This window comes from Candidatus Edwardsbacteria bacterium (assembly GCA_018821925.1).
GTDB lineage: Bacteria > Edwardsbacteria > AC1 > AC1 > EtOH8 > UBA2226.
In genome coordinates this window covers 1-15,222 of sequence record JAHJLF010000075.1, presented here as the reverse complement: position 1 = coordinate 15,222, position 15,222 = coordinate 1, and the positions used below count along the sequence as shown (strand labels likewise).

The following is a 15,222-nucleotide window of genomic DNA, read 5'->3' as shown; positions in this document are numbered from 1 at the left end:
AACATTATCTGCGTCCGGAGCCTTTGACAATAAACCATCCCGAAGAGGTAAAAATGGAATTCGAAACCGAACAACACTACAAGGCGGGCCTGGAACTGTTTTCCAAGGGCCGCTACGGCGAGGCCATTCAGGAGCTAAAGCGGGCGATCAAGCTGTCGCCCAAGTTTCCGGACCTCCAAAACCAGCTGGGAATGTCCTACCATTTCAACGGGCAGTTCGAGGAGGCGGTAAAAGGCTTCCATGCCGCCATTGAGCTCAATCCCCGCTATGTGGAGGCCTACCTGAACCTGGCCATCAGCCTGAATGAGCTGGGGCGCTACGAGGATGCGGTGAAGTACTTCAACAAAGCCTCGGAGGCCGAGGATATCAAGGACGGGCTGACCCTCAGCATCCGCAACCGGCTGGCCGAGACTCATACCAAGCTGGGGATCACCTACAGCGACATCGGCTATCATTACGAAGCGGTGGAGGAATTCGGCAAGGCCCTGAGCATCAACCCCCATTACCCCGACATCCGGCTCCGGCTGGCCAAGAGCTACTTAAGCCTGAACAATTTTCACAAGACCATCGGCGAGATAGAGATCATTTTGTCCTCCAACCCCAATTACATCGAGGCCATGATCCTGCTGGGGGTGGCTTATATGAAGGACGACCAGAAGGAGCTGGCCCGGGAGCAGTGGAATAAATGCTTGGAGATCGACCCCAACAATATCCGGGTAAAAACCTACCTGGCATTGATGGACAAGGAGAAATGACCGAAGGACGAAAGAAGGGGGCCTGAAATTTCAGGCCCCCTTCTTTTTTGCCGCCGCGGCCAGCGACAGCATCTCTCTGAGAGCATAGTGCCACTGGCTGCAGTCGGCATCGGGCGGCCTGGCCCGGCAGCCGCCCAGGCACCAGGGCAGGATGTTGCACATCCGGCAATGGGCCTCATGGTAAGGGTCCCAGTCCAGCCAGCGGAAATTCTGGGGGGCCATCGGATCATCTGTATCCTCCGGCAGCATTTTCTTCGGGCCCCCCAGATCATCCCAGCATCTATAGCTGTTCCCGGCGGCGTCGATTATGAAGCTCTGGGGGTCGGTCGCCTGGCAGGACACCAGTTTGGGGCGGGGCAGATTCTCAACCGTGAAGCCTGCTTCCAGCAGGCGGTTGATGTCCCCCACCTCCTCGTCCTCCAGATTTGGCGCGCTGTGGCACAAATGGTTGACATTCCGGCAGAGTTTCCCCCCGGGGATATTTTTTATGAATCTGATCCGTGATCTCGGAGGAAGTTTATCAATTTTTTTTAAGATCCCGGCGATGTCTCCCAGCAGAACGACCGGGGCCGCAGGCAGATTATTAAGGTCGACAGATTCGATGTTCAGATACAATTCGTTCTCCCGGGACAGGGCGGTCAATCGATTGGCCGGGCCGCCGCCGCTGCTGATGGTGCGGTAGGAATATTCGAAACCAAATTGCCGCGCCAGCTCGGCCAGCTTTTTATCGAAATCCAGCACCATCTTCCAGGCCAGGGCCGGCTGGCCGCCCCACCAGTTGATGCGCAATTGCTTCAGGCCCGGCGTTCGCCCGGATATCAGCCGGAATATCTTCTCCAGGGCCGGAGCCGTCAGATCGGAGCGGCTGTCCTGATAGGGACAGCCGGGGCAGTTCTGGTCGCAGCGGGTGGTGGGGTTGATCCACAGCTCTAGGCGGCTGCGGTCGAAGCGGTGCAGGTGGCTAAGCACCTCGATCTGCTTCAGTTCGTCACGGTTGTCATCGATCAGGAATTCCATTTTGTCCAGATCGGCCACCAGCTTGGCTACCGATGGATCCTTCTGGTTGATCAGATTATAGGTCAGGGGCAGGGACAGTCCGCCGTAGACCGCAGACTGGGCATTGTCCAATTCCAAAAACCGATGGTGCCAGGAATTGTACAGCAGCTGCGGCAGATTGCGGCGCCAGATGATATGATTGTAGCGGGAAGCTTTCATCATTTACCTTTAAAGCTAAAACGCAAGGCTGGTGATATCACCAACCTTGCGAAAAGAAGTGATCCTGGTATATTATTTGACCGGTCCTGGCGCCGGCTGAACCGGGCGGGCTAGGAGTGCTTTCAGGTCCTCCTGGTTGTCGGTGTGGCCGAGGGCCTCCTCGGGGGTGACCACCTTGCGCCGCACTAGGTCGGCCAGCGAATAATTGAGGGTGGTCATTCCCTGTTTCATGCCCATCTGAATGGCCGAGGGTATCTGGGAGGTCTTGGCCTCCCGGATCAGATTCCGGATGGCGCTGTTGACCAGCATGATCTCGTAGGCCATCACCCGCCCGTTGCCGTCGGCCCTCTTCAGCAGCACCTGGGAGATGACGCCCAGCAGGTTTCCCGACAGCTGCATCCGGACCTGGGTCTGCTGGTGGGGCGGAAAGACGTCCACTATCCGGTCGATGGTCTGCATGGCGTCGGTGGTGTGCAAAGTGGAGAGCACCAAATGCCCGGTCTCGGCCGCGGTAATGGCCAGGGAGATGGTCTCCAGATCCCGCATCTCGCCCACCACGATCACGTCGGGATCCTGGCGCAGTACGCTCTTAAGGGCGTTGGTGAAGGACAGGGTGTCCTTGCCCACCTCGCGCTGGTTGATCTCGGCCTTGAGGTCCTGATAGACGAACTCGATGGGGTCCTCGACGGTGATGATATGGCATTCCTGGTTGGCGTTGCGGGTGTTGATCATCGAGGCGATGGTGGTGGATTTTCCGCAGCCGGCCGGCCCGGTAACCAGCACCAGTCCCCGGGGGCGCATGGCCAGGTTCTTGGAGATGATGGGCAGGCCCAGCTCATCCATGTTGGGGATCTTGTTGGGGATCAGCCGGAATACCAGGCCGAACTCCCCGCGCTGAATGAAGGCCGAGGCCCGGAAGCGGCAGAGGTTGGCGATGGAACAGGAGATATCCAGCTCCTTGTCACGGCGGAAGCGCTCCAGCTGCTCCTTGGTCATGATCTCCACCGCGAAGCGCTTGGTGTCCTCGGAATTGAGCGGGGGAAGCTCCAACGCCACCAGGCTTCCCTGCAGGCGCATCATGGGGTTGTTCCCCACCTTCAAAATCAGGTCGGAAGCGCCCTTCTGGTATATCATGTATAAAAGTTCGGGAAGCTGCATATCATCTACCTATCGACTGTTCCAGTTCCTGGGGATTGGACGACTTGGCCAGGGCGTCGTCCAGGGTGACGGTGCCACTGCGCACCAGGTCCTTGAGGGCCTGATCCAGGCTCTGCATGCCGAACTTGGCGCCGGTCTGGATCAGCGAATATATCTGGGGGGTCTTGCCGTCGCGGATGACGCTGCGAACCGCCGGGGTGCACACCATGATCTCGAAGGCCCCGGCCAGTTTGTTCTTGCCCACCGCCGGAAGCAGGGCCTGCGATATCACCGCCTGAAGCACGGTGGCCAGCTGGACCCGGGCCTGGGCCTGGGACTCCGGTGGATAGGTATTGATGATGCGGTCCACCGTCTGGGCGGCGTCGGTGGTGTGCAGGGTGGCCAGCACCAGGTGGCCGGTCTCGGCTGCTGCGATGGACAGCGACATGGTCTCGTAGTTGCGCATCTCTCCCACCAATATCACGTCGGGGTTCTGGCGCATGACATGGCTCAGGCCGGAGGCGAAGCTGGGGGTGTCGGACCCCACCTCGCGCTGTTCGATCACCGATTGGTTGTCCTTGTAAAGGAACTCGATGGGATCCTCCAGGGTGATGATATGGGCTTTGCGCTGCTGATTGATGTGCTCCACCATGGCCGCCAGACTGGTGGATTTCCCGGAGCCGGTGGGTCCGGTGACCAGCACCAGGCCACGGGGCATCAGGGCCAGATCCTTCAAGATGGGCGGCAGACCCCACTCCTCGATGGTCTTTATTTTTAGCGGTATCACCCGCATCACCGCGCCGGCGTAGCCCCGCTGGCGGAAGGAGTTCACCCGGAAGCGGGCCACCCCCGGCAGGCCGAAGGCGAAATCCAGCTCCAGATCCTGGTCGAATCTTTTCTGCTGTTCGACATTCATGATGCTGAACAGCAGGGCCCGGGTGTCGTTCTCGCCCAGCACCGGGAATTCGCTGCGCACCAACCTTCCGCCGATGCGATAAATAGGCGGCTCCCCGACCCGGATATGCAGGTCGGAGGCCTCCCGCAACACCAGCTCCTCCATGAGCTGATCCATCTGCGGTAATTGGGGATTGCTGTTGGTCATTAAAAAATCAGGAATAGTTTATGATTTAATCCCTATTAAAACTGCCCACCCACAGTTGTATATAAAGACAATATACAGCAAATTTTGTACCAGCCGGCAATTTGCTGTTGAGAATTCTTATCAAGCAGACTGTTATTGCAGTTTAACCCCTTTTTAACAGGATAATGACTTGGCCTGATAAATGTATTGCGATGTTTCTTTAGGCGAGGTTATGCAAACTACAACAGAATCTGACATTATGCAATATTGTTCGCTTTCGTATTGCAATGCCTGGTTGCCGTTTTTATCAGGGGCAACTTGGTGCCGGTGGAGGGAATCTCCGCCAGCAGCCCGACCATTGAATCATTCGGCGGCGGATGCGCCGTCGCAGGGCTGTCACTAAGACTGCCGGCACAGAACCCCCATAAGCATACTTGGTGCCGGTGGAGGGAATCGAACCCCCATGGTATTGCTACCGGTGGATTTTGAGTCCACTGCGTCTACCAGTTTCACCACACCGGCCCAAAAGATGCCTAAGGATAGCAAAAGAAGCCGGTTTTGTCAATCAGTAATTGCGGTAAACACCGGGCAACATATCGGCAAAAATATCCTTATATATTTACCGATTATTAAAATGAAAGTTGCCTTTGATATTTCGGTGTGCTATCATATTCAAATATGAATAACGTTTATATTCACATTCCGTTCTGCCTGGCCAAATGCGGGTACTGCGGTTTCAATTCCCGCCCGCTTGTTTCCGAATCGGAGGCCGGGGATTATTGCCAGGCTCTGATGAAAGAGATTGCAAATTGTAAAATGAAAAATGACAATTTGGAAACAGTCTGCTTTGGAGGAGGAACGCCCAGCCTGCTTTCGGCGACTCAACTATCAGAGATATTGGGAGCGGTCCAAGAAAAGTTCGGGCCGGTCAGCGATGGTTGCGAGACGACCATCGAGGCCAACCCCGGGACGGTGGATATCTACAAACTGTCCGATCTGCACGAGGCCGGCTTCAACCGGCTAAGCCTGGGGGTGCAATCATTCGATCCCGATCTTTTAAAATTGATGGGCCGCCTCCACAATCCGGAGCAGGCCGTAAAAGCTTTTTATGATGCCCGGCAAGCTGGTTTCAGAAATATCAGCTTGGACCTGATCTTTGCCCTGCCGGGGCAGGGATTGTCCGGCTGGGAAGACGATCTTAAAAAAGCCCTGGAACTGGGGCCGGAACATATCTCGCTTTACTCCTTGACCTATGAGCCGGAGACCGAGTTCACCAGGCAAAAGGGCCAGGGCCGGCTCACTCCGGCGCCCGAAGAGCTGGAGGAGGAGATGTATCTGGCGGCCATCGAGACCATGGGCTCCGCCGGGTATGCCCATTACGAGGTATCCAACTTCGCCAGAAAGAATTATCGCTCCCGGCATAATCTCAACTACTGGGTCGGTGGGGATTATCTGGGCTCCGGGGCCGGGGCTCATTCCCATATTGACGGGAAACGCTGGTCCAACTTCAAGGAGGCCGATAAATATATCTCTGCGCTAACAAAAGGGAACAGCCCGGCCGAGATGGAAGAGAATCTTACCCGGGAGCAGAGGATATTCGAAGCCATATTTCTGGGTTTAAGGATGGTTGAGGGGATAGCTGTCAGGGAATTTGAAAAAAAGTGGGGGATAAAGCCCAGGGAATATATGCCCCAGGTGTGGCGCAAGCTGGAGGAGAATTATTACCTGGAGAAGGAGGGCGGCCGGGTTAGGCTGAACATCGAAGGGCTGCTGCTGTCGGATACGATTCTGGCGGACTTCGCCCCGTAGGGGATATTGCCCATGAAACACACGAAAATTTCTAAAATATTTTAGTGAGGTTTGGTGTATTTATTGGGGAATCCAGGCTTTTTTCACACAGAGACACTGGGGCACAGAGTTTCTTTTCCTGGGTTGAATAGTCATTGCGAGGAGGCTATTCTGTTTGCAAACGAAGCAATCCAGGGACCCGTTAACCACCAAGGCACCCCCGCCCCTCTCCTGATAAATCAGGCGAGGGGATAGTCATTGCGAGAAGACACTTGCTTTCGTGTCATTCCTGTGAAGACAGGAATCCATCTAAAATAATAAAGCCCCGCCGATTGGTGGGGCTTTATGTTTATTTAAGAAAATTTAAAAGAAAGAAGGGAGCGCGAAATCAACTAGTTCTTTTATTATGGAGGACATAAACATGTTTTTTAGCGTTCCAAATATATAAATAATATGGGACATACGCAGGGTGATTAGTAATAAATTCTATTAAAGGATATGTTTCACCTTCACACCAATAAAAGTTTACACTAGCTTCTGTAATATCTGTATATTTTATTGAAATTGAATCTATAGATAATTCGTATGAAAGGGTAGTATCAAGAGGCGACCATATATTTTGTGGCATTTGAACAAGCCATGTATTCTTTTTATTTTCTTGTGACAAAATAAGGTACCAATTATATTTATCCCATGTAAGCACATGATAGATATTCTCATTTCCTTTCAGTAAATCACTTTCAATGCCAAGTTCTTTGGGATTGTTTATTATCTCCCAGCCTTTGTAATCTGTGAAGGCTGCTGTTTCATAATGAGGGGTTAACCACCATTCAAGAAATGCCTGTTGACTTTTATGGTGTTTAAGTTTTGGTTTCATTGTAGAACATGAAACGCTCAAAGTAAATATAATAAAAGAAATCGTACACGTAACAATAACTCGTTTCATAAATCCTCTATTTAAATTTAATGTTGAACTTTAGCATGTAAACAACAGCATTTTATTCCAAAGTCACAATCCTGTCAAGGACATTTTTAATATATTTCCTATAATGAAATAAAAGAAGCCCCGCTGGTTGGCGGGGCTTCCTAATAAACGCAGCGATGCTATGAATAACATCGCTGGTGCATTCAACAAGGCCGAGATATCGGCCTTTGATGATAACCAGCGATAGCCTTTAGGCTATCGCTGTAGATTAAATATCTACCCTCTCCGTCCCGGACGGCCGCTGCCCGGTTTGTGGCTGGCGTGGGTGGTCTTGGGGGCGGCCGCTGGGGCCTGCTTGGGCCGCTGGCCGGCTTGCGATACCCGTTGTGGCCGTTGCCCGGAGCGCCCCTGCTGGGGCTTCCGTCCGGTCCGGCGACGGTGTTCGCTGACCGCTTCGTGTACCGACATCTCCGACTTATAAGGATGCTCGCTTACCACCGGAATGGACTTATCCAAAAGTTTCTCTATCTCCCGCAAATCCCCCCGCTCCTCGGCATCGCAGAAGGTGATAGCGCTGCCTATGGCCCCGGCCCGGCCGGTCCGCCCGATGCGGTGGATGTAGGCCTCGGCCTGCTGGGGTACGTCAAAATTCACCACGTGGGAGATGGCGTCGATATCGATCCCCCGGGAGACGATATCCGAGGCCACCAGCACCCGGATGGAGCCGTCCTTGAACCCGGCCAGCACCCGTTCCCGGGCTCCCTGGGATTTGTCCCCGTGGATGGCCGAGGCCGGAATGCCGTCGGATGTCAGCTTTCGGGCCACCCGGTCGGCCCTGACCTTGGTGCGGGTGAACACCAACGCCCGGGTAAAAATCTCATCCGATAACAGATGCTTGAGCAGATCGGGCTTGTCGTTCCGCTCCACAAAATATACCGATTGCTCCACCGTCTCGGCGGCAGAGGTGTCGGGCGTCACCGAGATGGACACCGGATTGTCCAGAATGCTTCCGGCCAGATGGCGAATCTCCGAGGGCATGGTGGCCGAGAAGAACAGGGTCTGCCGGCGGATGGGTACCTTGGCCACGATCTTGCGGATGTCGTTGATGAAACCCATGTCCAGCATCCGGTCGGCCTCGTCCAGCACCAGGATCTCCACCTTGTGCAGCAGGATCAGCCGCTGGTTCATCATGTCCAATAACCGTCCGGGGGTGGCCACCAATATATCCACCCCGCCTTTCATGGCCTTCTGCTGATGCCCCTGAAAGACCCCGCCGTAGATCACGGCATAGCGCAGACCGCTGTGGCGGCCGTAGGCGGCGAAGCTCTGGCCGATCTGGGCCGCCAGTTCCCGGGTGGGGGTCACTATCAAAGCCTTGATGTCGCGGAACTGCTGTCCCACCACTTCCGGGCGGGTCAGCTTCTGCAATATGGGTAGGGCGAAAGCAGCGGTCTTGCCGGTGCCGGTCTGGGCGCAACCCAGAAGATCCTTGCCGGACAGGGCCAGCGGGATGGTCTGCTGCTGGATGGGAGTGGGATCGGCGTAGCCCTCCTCATTGATGGCCTTCAGCAGGAACGGGGCTAGGCCCAACTGGTCGAACTTAAGCTGGGGCCCGGTAGGCGCCGCCGGCTTTTTATGCTGCTGGGGCGGATGGTGAACCACTGCCGCCGGACGGTGAGTATCCGTTCTTGGCTGGGTATGCGGCCTGGGATGTTCCGGTTTGCGATAGGTGGCCGTCCGGGGAGTTTCCGTCCTGGGCTGGGGATGCGGCTTGGGGTGTTCCGGCTTGCGATAGGTCGCCGGCCGGGGAGTTTCGGCCCTGGGCTGATGATGCGGTTTGGGATGGTCCGGTCTTCGGGCCGCTGCCGGCCGGGGAGGCTGTTGGTGGGGCCGCCGGTTTTGCCCGCCGGAATGGCGAACGGTGGTCCGCTCCGGGGCATGGTGCCGGGCGGCCGGTTTATGATCGGTCTTCTCGGGCTCGGCCGTTTCTTTTTTCTTTCCCTTGAACAGGGACAATAATTTTCTTAAGGGCATAGATTCTTTCTTTAATTTGATGGATTGAGAACTCAGAGCAACTAACCACTGAAACTTGAAAATTCTGAAAAACACGGAATGAGGTATGATAAATCTGGTGCTTTTATTAGGTAATTTAATGTTTCCGTGGGGAAGGTGTTTTTACGGAGGTCTTTGTTCGGTTAATGATTTTGATGGGTTTTTCCAGTTTTACTCCGGGGCATTTGGTGCATTGCAGGCAACGGATGCAGTCGGCCGAGGCCGGATCCCGGGTGATGTCCATGTCCACCGGGCACAGCTTTTTGCAGTCGACATTTTCCGAGGTTTCGTACTGATCCACTTTTATCTGCAGCAGGGAGATCCGGCTGAACATTCCGAAGATGCCCCCCAGCGGGCAGATATAGCGGCAGAACGGCCTTTTGATGTAAATAGCGGCGGCGATGGTCAGGGCCAGAAGGAAGATCTTCAGCCAGAAAAAGTTTCCCACCATTCCCAGGGCGTCGAAAGGCTGGCCTGGCAGTTTTATCTTCAGCAGGGCGGCGGCTACATAGGGTATCCCGGCCTCGATGGTCCCCACCGGGCAGAGCTTGGAGAACCAGGGCTCATGGGTCAAGGCCGGGATGATGACGGCCACCCCGAACAGCGACACATAGCGTCCCCAGCCCAGCCAGGAAGGCGGATCGAATTTCTTCTTTCGGATCCTGGCCAGAATATCCTGGAACAACCCGAAGGGGCACAGATATCCGCAAGCCCAGCGTCCCACTAATGCCCCGATCAGGAAAAGGATGCCCAGCAGGAAGAAGGGGAACACTCCGATGATCACGAAGTGCTGCAGGGTTCCGATGGGGCAGGCGAACACCGACAACGGGCAGGCATAGCAAGTCAGCGTCGGGCAGGGGATATACTTCAGAACCGGCGCCAGGAAATACGAAAAGGTGAGGACGGTGGCCGCTATCTGAACATAGAGCCGTTTGGTTCTGGTGGTAAGCTTGGAGAACATGGTGTAATGATAAGGGATAGCGGCTGTTTTGTCAATCAACAAATGGGTCCATAAGCGAGTGGCCAGATCGACCCCCTGACCTCACGCTTCCCTCTCCTAATGCTTTAGGAGAGGGGTAGGGGAGAGGTTTTAAAAAAGAAAATAGTAAACGAACGTAGCAATTTCCGGCTACTTCCCCTCACCCTTACCATACCTATTATGAAAGGCGAATTCCTCCGGGGGCTTCCGGGGCGGCCGCTCCTTCTCTCCCTTGGCCTGATCGGGGCTCAGCCTGGGCCCAATCTTCTCCGCGTGCTTTCCCACATTGACCAGGGTGATCACAGTCATTTCCTCGGGTATTGCCAATATTTCTTTGACCTTTTCCGGATCGAACCCGGCGATGGGATGGGCCACCAGCCCCAGCTCGGTGGCCCGCAGGATCAGATGGGCGGCGGCCATGCCGGTGTCGAACAGATAATATTCCCGCCCGTCCTTGATGACGCAGTCATCGTCCTTTTTAGCGACCACGGCGATGATCATCGAGGCGTCGTAGGCCCACTCGTTGCCCTTGGACAAGGCGCCGTGCATTTTTTCCAGCGTTTCCTTCTCATAAACGAACACGAAACGCCAGGGCTGTTTGTTGAAACAGGAAGCGGCCAGGCCGGCGGCCTTGGTCAGTTCATTTATCAGTTCAGCGGTGATGGCCACCGGGTCCAGCGACCGGTAGGCCCGGCGGGTTTGAATGGCGGTTACGACGTCCATGATATCCTCCATTTATTTGTATACTAGCATTATACACCCGATTAAAGAAAAAACAAGAGCCTGAATGACACCTGAATGACATTAGAAAACGCCGGCATTTTTTGGTTTGCATCATTTGATCATTTCCAGGGTTATCCCTTCCGGCAGGCCCTGCGGGAAGCGGGCGAACAGTTTAAGTTCTGCGAATGTCATTACCTGGCTGTTCATTTCATAGGCCTGGGAGGCCTCAACTGCGATCACGGTTGTGGCTATTAAGTTTATAGGAGCGGTAAAAATAAAAAACATGCCATGAGAAAGTGATCCCAGTGTGTACAGGGGCACCGCCCAGCCATAATTCTTGCCGTTGGCGTATCTTATGGAAAACGACTTTATATCTGCCAAAGGGGATAAAAAACAATGGGAAAGATTTTCTATTTCCTCACGGACCACCAGCCCGGAATCGCCCACCGCTATCAGCTCCCCGGCATATATCTTTCCACTATAAGTGCTGATCTCAATATAAGAGCCATAACTCTCCTCGCCGATCATCTCGTGTTCCGGCAGATAACTGATCGGACCGGCGCAGGAGGCGGCCAGGGCGGCCAAAATAAGGGCCGCCCAGAGTATGTTATTTTTTATCATAATAACTGAACATCCTATGATCTATTTTTGTATTCCAGAATTCCCTTTCCATCACCGTTTCATAGCGCTTGTAATCGGCGGCCTCCTCCTTAAGATACATCTTGGGCACCATCAGCATTCGGGCCAACTTGCCCAGGTCCTTCTCCTTGATCCAGCTGCTGCGCATCCATTCCAGATAGTATCCCTTGGAATACAGAAACAGTTCATAATCAGCCGAATCATCGGGCAGCATAAAGTCAAACCGCCGGATGTCGCCCGGCATGGATATTATGGGCCGGCTGAAATTGTCTGCCGACGAAAGAGCCGGTTCCTGTCCCGTCTTGAAATATTCGATCTTTTCCGGGGGAAGAATGACCGCTTCGGCCGGTCCGATGATCTCAGCCAGGGCCAGGTAATCTATTCGCCACAGACCCCGGTTCAAGACCAGCTTGACCTTTAAATTACCCTTGAAGTCAGAAAGGCCTTTGTTGAAAGGCAGTAATTGATGATTGAAGGCGATGGGCCCGGTTTCGTAGAAGCCGCCCTGCTTTACCCATTTATCGGTTCTTTGATCCCACAGGTAAACCTCAATATCGCCCAGCTCCCGGCGGATCCCGCCCAGATCCTTTTTTTGACCGGCTCTTTTTTCCATCTCGGCAAAGACGCTGCCCATCTCATCGCCCATATACCCAAAGGCACTGTAGATCAAATAGGTGGTCATCATGGTCTGCCTAAAACTTATCACCAGGCCGGCCTGGTTTAGATCAGCCGGATCGAACGACAGTATTATTTCCTCCTTGCTGCTCATGTTCTTGGGGTCGGCCAGGCTGAAGCGTTCCACCTTGTCGGCATTCTCCAGAAGGGTGGCGCAGTCACCCTCGCCGGCCAGGGCGCTTTTAGGCGGCAGGGGCTGGCGGCAACGAAAGAAATCGTTCTGCGGTGTGTGGAAGATCCTTTCTCCCTCCTTGCGGGGAACAGCATAAATCCTGACATCTTTGACCACGTGGGTTTCCATGGCCTCGTTCTTCATCTTAAGGGATATTTTCCGGTTGACGATCCGGCCGTTATTCAGTGCGTCAATATCCGAGCTCTCCAGCGAGGGGGCGATGGAGTTGGAAAAACCCTCGGCATCGGAGTAGAAAACATTTTCATCACTGCCCAGATAGAAGGTGGGGCAGGAACCGAAACAGGCCTTGGGGTTGGTCAGGCAATAAATGGCCAGGATGATATCCAGTCCGGCCAGAATGGAAAGAGCCGCTACCCGCTCGTTCTCCGGACCCACCAATTTCTGGTTGGTCTCAAATACCGCCACGCTGTCGATGTCTATGGTAAGCCGTCCCTGCTGTTTACTGTTTCGGTTGAAATCATAGCGGTCCCCCTCGCCCACTAAAAACTGGTAAACGGTATCGACCCGCCAGGTATTTCTTAAAATACAGATATCCCCGTTTTTAAGATGAGCTTTCAAAAAAGGTTTGGCGGCCAGATTTTCCGTATCATGCAGCAGGGCATTGGCCCGGGAGTAATCCTTCCTGAAGCCATAGTGCCGGGCACAGGTGATTACGATCAGGGCCAGGCAAAGCAATGAAATTCCCATGATGATTGTTTTTTTCATCTTGTATGGTTCAATTAATAGTTTATTATATTGAGCGTATTCTACATTCATCCGGTGGCCATGTCAAGAAAAATAATAGAAAAAGCCGCCAGTTCAGGCGGCCTTATTTGCTATCAGGAATTTATTTTGAGAGCACTTTGATTATCTCTTTGATATCCGGTAGTTCTTTTATCGGGTAAACTTTTATCCAGATCACCTGTCCGAACTCGTCAATGATGATATTGGCCCGTTCGGAGAAGCCCTCCTTCTCCCGGAACAGGCCGTAGGCCTTGGCCACCTTGCCGTGCGGCCAGAAATCAGCCAGCATCCGCAGGTTTCTTGCCTTCAGCGTTTTGGCCCAGGCGTGTTTGGAGGGAACGGTATCCACGCTGAGTCCCACCGGCATGGTGTTGAGCAGGTCGAAGGTCTTGAGATTCTTCTCCAGCGATTGCATCTGCCTGGCGCAGACCTTGGTCCAGGCCAGCGGATGGAAGGACAGCAACACCTTGCGCCCCTTGAAAGCACTCAGTTTGAATTCGGCATTGTGCTGATCCCGTAAAATAAAATCAGGGGCCTTCTGGCCGATCTTGATCACATTCTCTCCTTTTGCTTTTCCTGTTAAGATTGATCCCTTAAGTGAATCCTGTAAATCCTGTCAAAAAAAGGCATCCTATTCCAGCCCGATACAGGAATAGCAGATGGCCCTGGCGTTGATGTAAAGGGGCCTCAGCTCTTTCCGAAAAACGCCTGCGGCAATAGCTGCAATAGAAATGATCAAGATAATTATTCCGACGGTTCTTTTCATGGCTATTTCCCGGAAAGATAATCGTCCAGCTTCTTGGTCTTATAGGCTTCGGTGGATACATAGGCCAGGATCTTTAAAAATACCGGGGCCTCGATATAACCCGGCAGAATGCCGATCACCTTCCCGTCGCTGTCCATGAACAGGGTGGAGGGAAATCCGCTGACCTTCATGTTTATGGTGAAATCCGACTGGGCCATGGTCTTTCCTAGGTAGGTGATCTTTTCCGAGCTCTCGCCGTTTATTTTGGCAATGACGAAATTCTCCTTCAGGGCCGCTGCCACCGAAGAATCGGCGTAGGTTTTATCGTCCATCACCTTGCACCATTTGCACCAGTCGGTATAGAAGTCAACCACCACATACTTCTTGTCGGCGGCGGCCTTTTCCATGGCCTGGTCGAAGGCCAGCCACTCGGCTTTGGCCTGAACGGATTTGACATCATCCTTTTCGGCTTTCTTGTTGCCGGCGCAGGAAATTCCGGTGGTCAGCGATAAGGCCAGGATCAGCAGGGGGAGGTATCTATTCATTGATTGCTCCTATGGTTTTTTTATTTAGGTTACTTGTTGAGGCCGGACATCAGCAGCCCGCCGATGACTGCCCAGACCAGGGTGCTGATCCAGGGGTTGGCGGCCATGGGGCAGGCCCCGGTGCGGCAGCCGACGAATTTATAATATAAAAAGCCCAAAGCCGCTCCTCCGACAGCCCCCAGAATGATCTTTAATATCGGATGCATCAGCTTACCACCCGGCTTTCTATTTTCATCTTGACCCCGTTCTGGATGGTGGCCGAGACCGAGCAGTATTTTTCCTTGGAAAGCTGGATAGCTTCCCCCAGCGCCTCCGGCGGGACATGGCCCCGGGCCTCAAAGATAAAATTCATTTCGGTGAATCTTTTGGGATGTTCCTCGGCTCTGGTTCCGTCCATCAGCACCCGGAATCCTACCAGTTCCGCCCGTTTCTTTTTCAGAATGGAGACCACATCCATAGCCATGCATCCGGCCTGGGCGATCAGCAGCAACTGCATGGGGGTGAAGCCCGACGGGGTTCCGTCCTTCTTCGATTCGACTACTATGCCGTGGCCAGCATCGTCGCTGGCGGCGAACTGCAGGTCCTTGACCCAATCCAATGTCAATTGCATATATCTCTTTTATCTTATGATGTGTTTGTGATTAATAATTCTCAGCCAGCACTTCGTAATAGCTCTGGGGATGGGCGCAGGCCGGGCAGGCTTGGGGTGCTTCATTGCCTTCGTAGACGTAACCGCAGTTACGGCAACGCCATTTGATGGGCTTATCTTTTTTGAAAACTTGCTTCTTCTCGATGTTGGCCAGCAGCTTCAGATAGCGGGCCTCGTGTTCCCGCTCCACCTCGGCGATGAACAGGAATATTTTAGCGATCTCGGAAAACCCTTCCTCGTCGGCTATGGCGGCGAACTCCGGGTACAGCTTGGTGTGTTCCTCGTTCTCGCCCTCAGCGGAAGCCTTCAGGTTCTCGGCGGTGGTGCCGATCTTTCCGGCCGGATACATGGCAGTGATTTCAACTCCGCCTCCCTCCAGGAACTTGAAGAATTTTTTG

16 protein-coding genes and 1 tRNA gene are annotated in these 15,222 nt (G+C 53.8%); 2 read left to right on the top strand and 15 right to left on the bottom strand.

Annotated features, from left to right (window positions below):
- Positions 1 to 53: 53 nt before the first annotated feature.
- On the top strand, positions 54 to 755 hold the full coding sequence (locus KJ869_09425; protein MBU1577411.1) for a tetratricopeptide repeat protein: 702 nt from the start codon (positions 54 to 56) through the stop codon (positions 753 to 755).
- A gap of 30 nt (positions 756 to 785) precedes the next feature.
- Here KJ869_09425 and KJ869_09420 read toward each other — a convergent pair whose 3' ends face one another.
- The 4 genes from KJ869_09420 to KJ869_09405 all read right to left on the bottom strand — a co-directional run bounded on the left by KJ869_09420 (position 786) and on the right by KJ869_09405 (position 4,710).
- Complete coding sequence (locus KJ869_09420; GenBank protein MBU1577410.1) at positions 786 to 1,973, bottom strand: SPASM domain-containing protein; 1,188 nt, start codon at positions 1,971 to 1,973, stop codon at positions 786 to 788.
- A 69-nt stretch (positions 1,974 to 2,042) separates the two neighbouring features.
- A complete protein-coding gene (locus KJ869_09415; protein MBU1577409.1) occupies positions 2,043 to 3,128 on the bottom strand; it encodes a type IV pilus twitching motility protein PilT in 1,086 nt (361 codons plus the stop codon).
- A gap of 1 nt (position 3,129) precedes the next feature.
- Positions 3,130 to 4,179, bottom strand: coding sequence for a type IV pilus twitching motility protein PilT (locus KJ869_09410; GenBank protein MBU1577408.1), 1,050 nt, complete (start codon positions 4,177 to 4,179; stop codon positions 3,130 to 3,132).
- 444 nt (positions 4,180 to 4,623) lie between these two features.
- Positions 4,624 to 4,710, bottom strand: a tRNA-Leu gene (locus tag KJ869_09405).
- 156 nt (positions 4,711 to 4,866) lie between these two features.
- On the opposite strand from KJ869_09405, the gene hemW reads away from it, so the two are divergent.
- The gene (gene hemW, locus KJ869_09400) at positions 4,867 to 5,997 is read left to right on the top strand and encodes a radical SAM family heme chaperone HemW (GenBank protein MBU1577407.1); all 1,131 of its coding nucleotides are present in this window, start codon (positions 4,867 to 4,869) and stop codon (positions 5,995 to 5,997) included.
- Positions 5,998 to 6,364: 367 nt separating this feature from the next.
- Here the strand turns inward: hemW and KJ869_09395 are convergent, their stop codons facing one another.
- The 11 genes from KJ869_09395 to KJ869_09345 all read right to left on the bottom strand — a co-directional run.
- Entirely contained in the window at positions 6,365 to 6,853 is a 489-nt protein-coding gene (locus KJ869_09395; GenBank protein MBU1577406.1) for a hypothetical protein, read from the bottom strand.
- Positions 6,854 to 7,177: 324 nt separating this feature from the next.
- Entirely contained in the window at positions 7,178 to 8,935 is a 1,758-nt protein-coding gene (locus KJ869_09390; protein MBU1577405.1) for a DEAD/DEAH box helicase, read from the bottom strand.
- A 115-nt stretch (positions 8,936 to 9,050) separates the two neighbouring features.
- Positions 9,051 to 9,914 carry a 4Fe-4S binding protein gene (locus KJ869_09385; GenBank protein MBU1577404.1) on the bottom strand — a complete coding sequence of 288 codons (864 nt, stop codon included), beginning with the start codon at positions 9,912 to 9,914 and terminating at the stop codon, positions 9,051 to 9,053.
- 168 nt (positions 9,915 to 10,082) lie between these two features.
- On the bottom strand, positions 10,083 to 10,655 hold the full coding sequence (locus KJ869_09380; GenBank protein MBU1577403.1) for a nitroreductase family protein: 573 nt from the start codon (positions 10,653 to 10,655) through the stop codon (positions 10,083 to 10,085).
- Positions 10,656 to 10,766: 111 nt separating this feature from the next.
- Positions 10,767 to 11,276, bottom strand: a complete 510-nt coding sequence (locus tag KJ869_09375; GenBank protein ID MBU1577402.1) for a hypothetical protein — start codon at positions 11,274 to 11,276, stop codon at positions 10,767 to 10,769.
- A complete protein-coding gene (locus tag KJ869_09370) occupies positions 11,263 to 12,867 on the bottom strand; it encodes a hypothetical protein (protein ID MBU1577401.1) in 1,605 nt (534 codons plus the stop codon). The genes KJ869_09375 and KJ869_09370 overlap by 14 nt, the downstream gene beginning before the upstream one ends.
- 121 nt (positions 12,868 to 12,988) lie before the next feature.
- Complete coding sequence (locus KJ869_09365; GenBank protein MBU1577400.1) at positions 12,989 to 13,438, bottom strand: redoxin domain-containing protein; 450 nt, start codon at positions 13,436 to 13,438, stop codon at positions 12,989 to 12,991.
- 215 nt (positions 13,439 to 13,653) lie between these two features.
- The gene (locus tag KJ869_09360; GenBank protein MBU1577399.1) at positions 13,654 to 14,175 is read right to left on the bottom strand and encodes a DUF255 domain-containing protein; all 522 of its coding nucleotides are present in this window, start codon (positions 14,173 to 14,175) and stop codon (positions 13,654 to 13,656) included.
- A 29-nt stretch (positions 14,176 to 14,204) separates the two neighbouring features.
- Positions 14,205 to 14,381, bottom strand: a complete 177-nt coding sequence (locus KJ869_09355; protein ID MBU1577398.1) for a YtxH domain-containing protein — start codon at positions 14,379 to 14,381, stop codon at positions 14,205 to 14,207.
- Positions 14,381 to 14,785, bottom strand: a complete 405-nt coding sequence (locus KJ869_09350; GenBank protein MBU1577397.1) for an OsmC family protein — start codon at positions 14,783 to 14,785, stop codon at positions 14,381 to 14,383. The genes KJ869_09355 and KJ869_09350 overlap by 1 nt, the downstream gene beginning before the upstream one ends.
- 31 nt (positions 14,786 to 14,816) lie before the next feature.
- Positions 14,817 to 15,222: rubrerythrin family protein (locus KJ869_09345; protein MBU1577396.1), on the bottom strand; the 406-nt coding region annotated here is incomplete at its 5' end.

What these genes read in the sequence shown, in the direction of transcription:
- KJ869_09410 (MBU1577408.1), bottom strand. Translation starts at nt 4,179, where the DNA reads ATGGATCAGCTCATGGAGGAGCTGGTGTTGCGGGAGGCCTCCGACCTG.
- KJ869_09425 (MBU1577411.1), top strand. Translation starts at nt 54, where the DNA reads ATGGAATTCGAAACCGAACAACACTACAAGGCGGGCCTGGAACTGTTT.
- KJ869_09375 (MBU1577402.1), bottom strand. Translation starts at nt 11,276, where the DNA reads ATGATAAAAAATAACATACTCTGGGCGGCCCTTATTTTGGCCGCCCTG.
- KJ869_09415 (MBU1577409.1), bottom strand. Translation starts at nt 3,128, where the DNA reads ATGCAGCTTCCCGAACTTTTATACATGATATACCAGAAGGGCGCTTCC.
- KJ869_09420 (MBU1577410.1), bottom strand. Translation starts at nt 1,973, where the DNA reads ATGATGAAAGCTTCCCGCTACAATCATATCATCTGGCGCCGCAATCTG.
- KJ869_09370 (MBU1577401.1), bottom strand. Translation starts at nt 12,867, where the DNA reads ATGAAAAAAACAATCATCATGGGAATTTCATTGCTTTGCCTGGCCCTG.
- KJ869_09360 (MBU1577399.1), bottom strand. Translation starts at nt 14,175, where the DNA reads ATGAATAGATACCTCCCCCTGCTGATCCTGGCCTTATCGCTGACCACC.
- hemW (MBU1577407.1), top strand. Translation starts at nt 4,867, where the DNA reads ATGAATAACGTTTATATTCACATTCCGTTCTGCCTGGCCAAATGCGGG.
- KJ869_09395 (MBU1577406.1), bottom strand. Translation starts at nt 6,853, where the DNA reads ATGAAACCAAAACTTAAACACCATAAAAGTCAACAGGCATTTCTTGAA.
- KJ869_09385 (MBU1577404.1), bottom strand. Translation starts at nt 9,914, where the DNA reads ATGTTCTCCAAGCTTACCACCAGAACCAAACGGCTCTATGTTCAGATA.
- KJ869_09350 (MBU1577397.1), bottom strand. Translation starts at nt 14,785, where the DNA reads ATGCAATTGACATTGGATTGGGTCAAGGACCTGCAGTTCGCCGCCAGC.
- KJ869_09355 (MBU1577398.1), bottom strand. Translation starts at nt 14,381, where the DNA reads ATGCATCCGATATTAAAGATCATTCTGGGGGCTGTCGGAGGAGCGGCT.
- KJ869_09380 (MBU1577403.1), bottom strand. Translation starts at nt 10,655, where the DNA reads ATGGACGTCGTAACCGCCATTCAAACCCGCCGGGCCTACCGGTCGCTG.
- KJ869_09390 (MBU1577405.1), bottom strand. Translation starts at nt 8,935, where the DNA reads ATGCCCTTAAGAAAATTATTGTCCCTGTTCAAGGGAAAGAAAAAAGAA.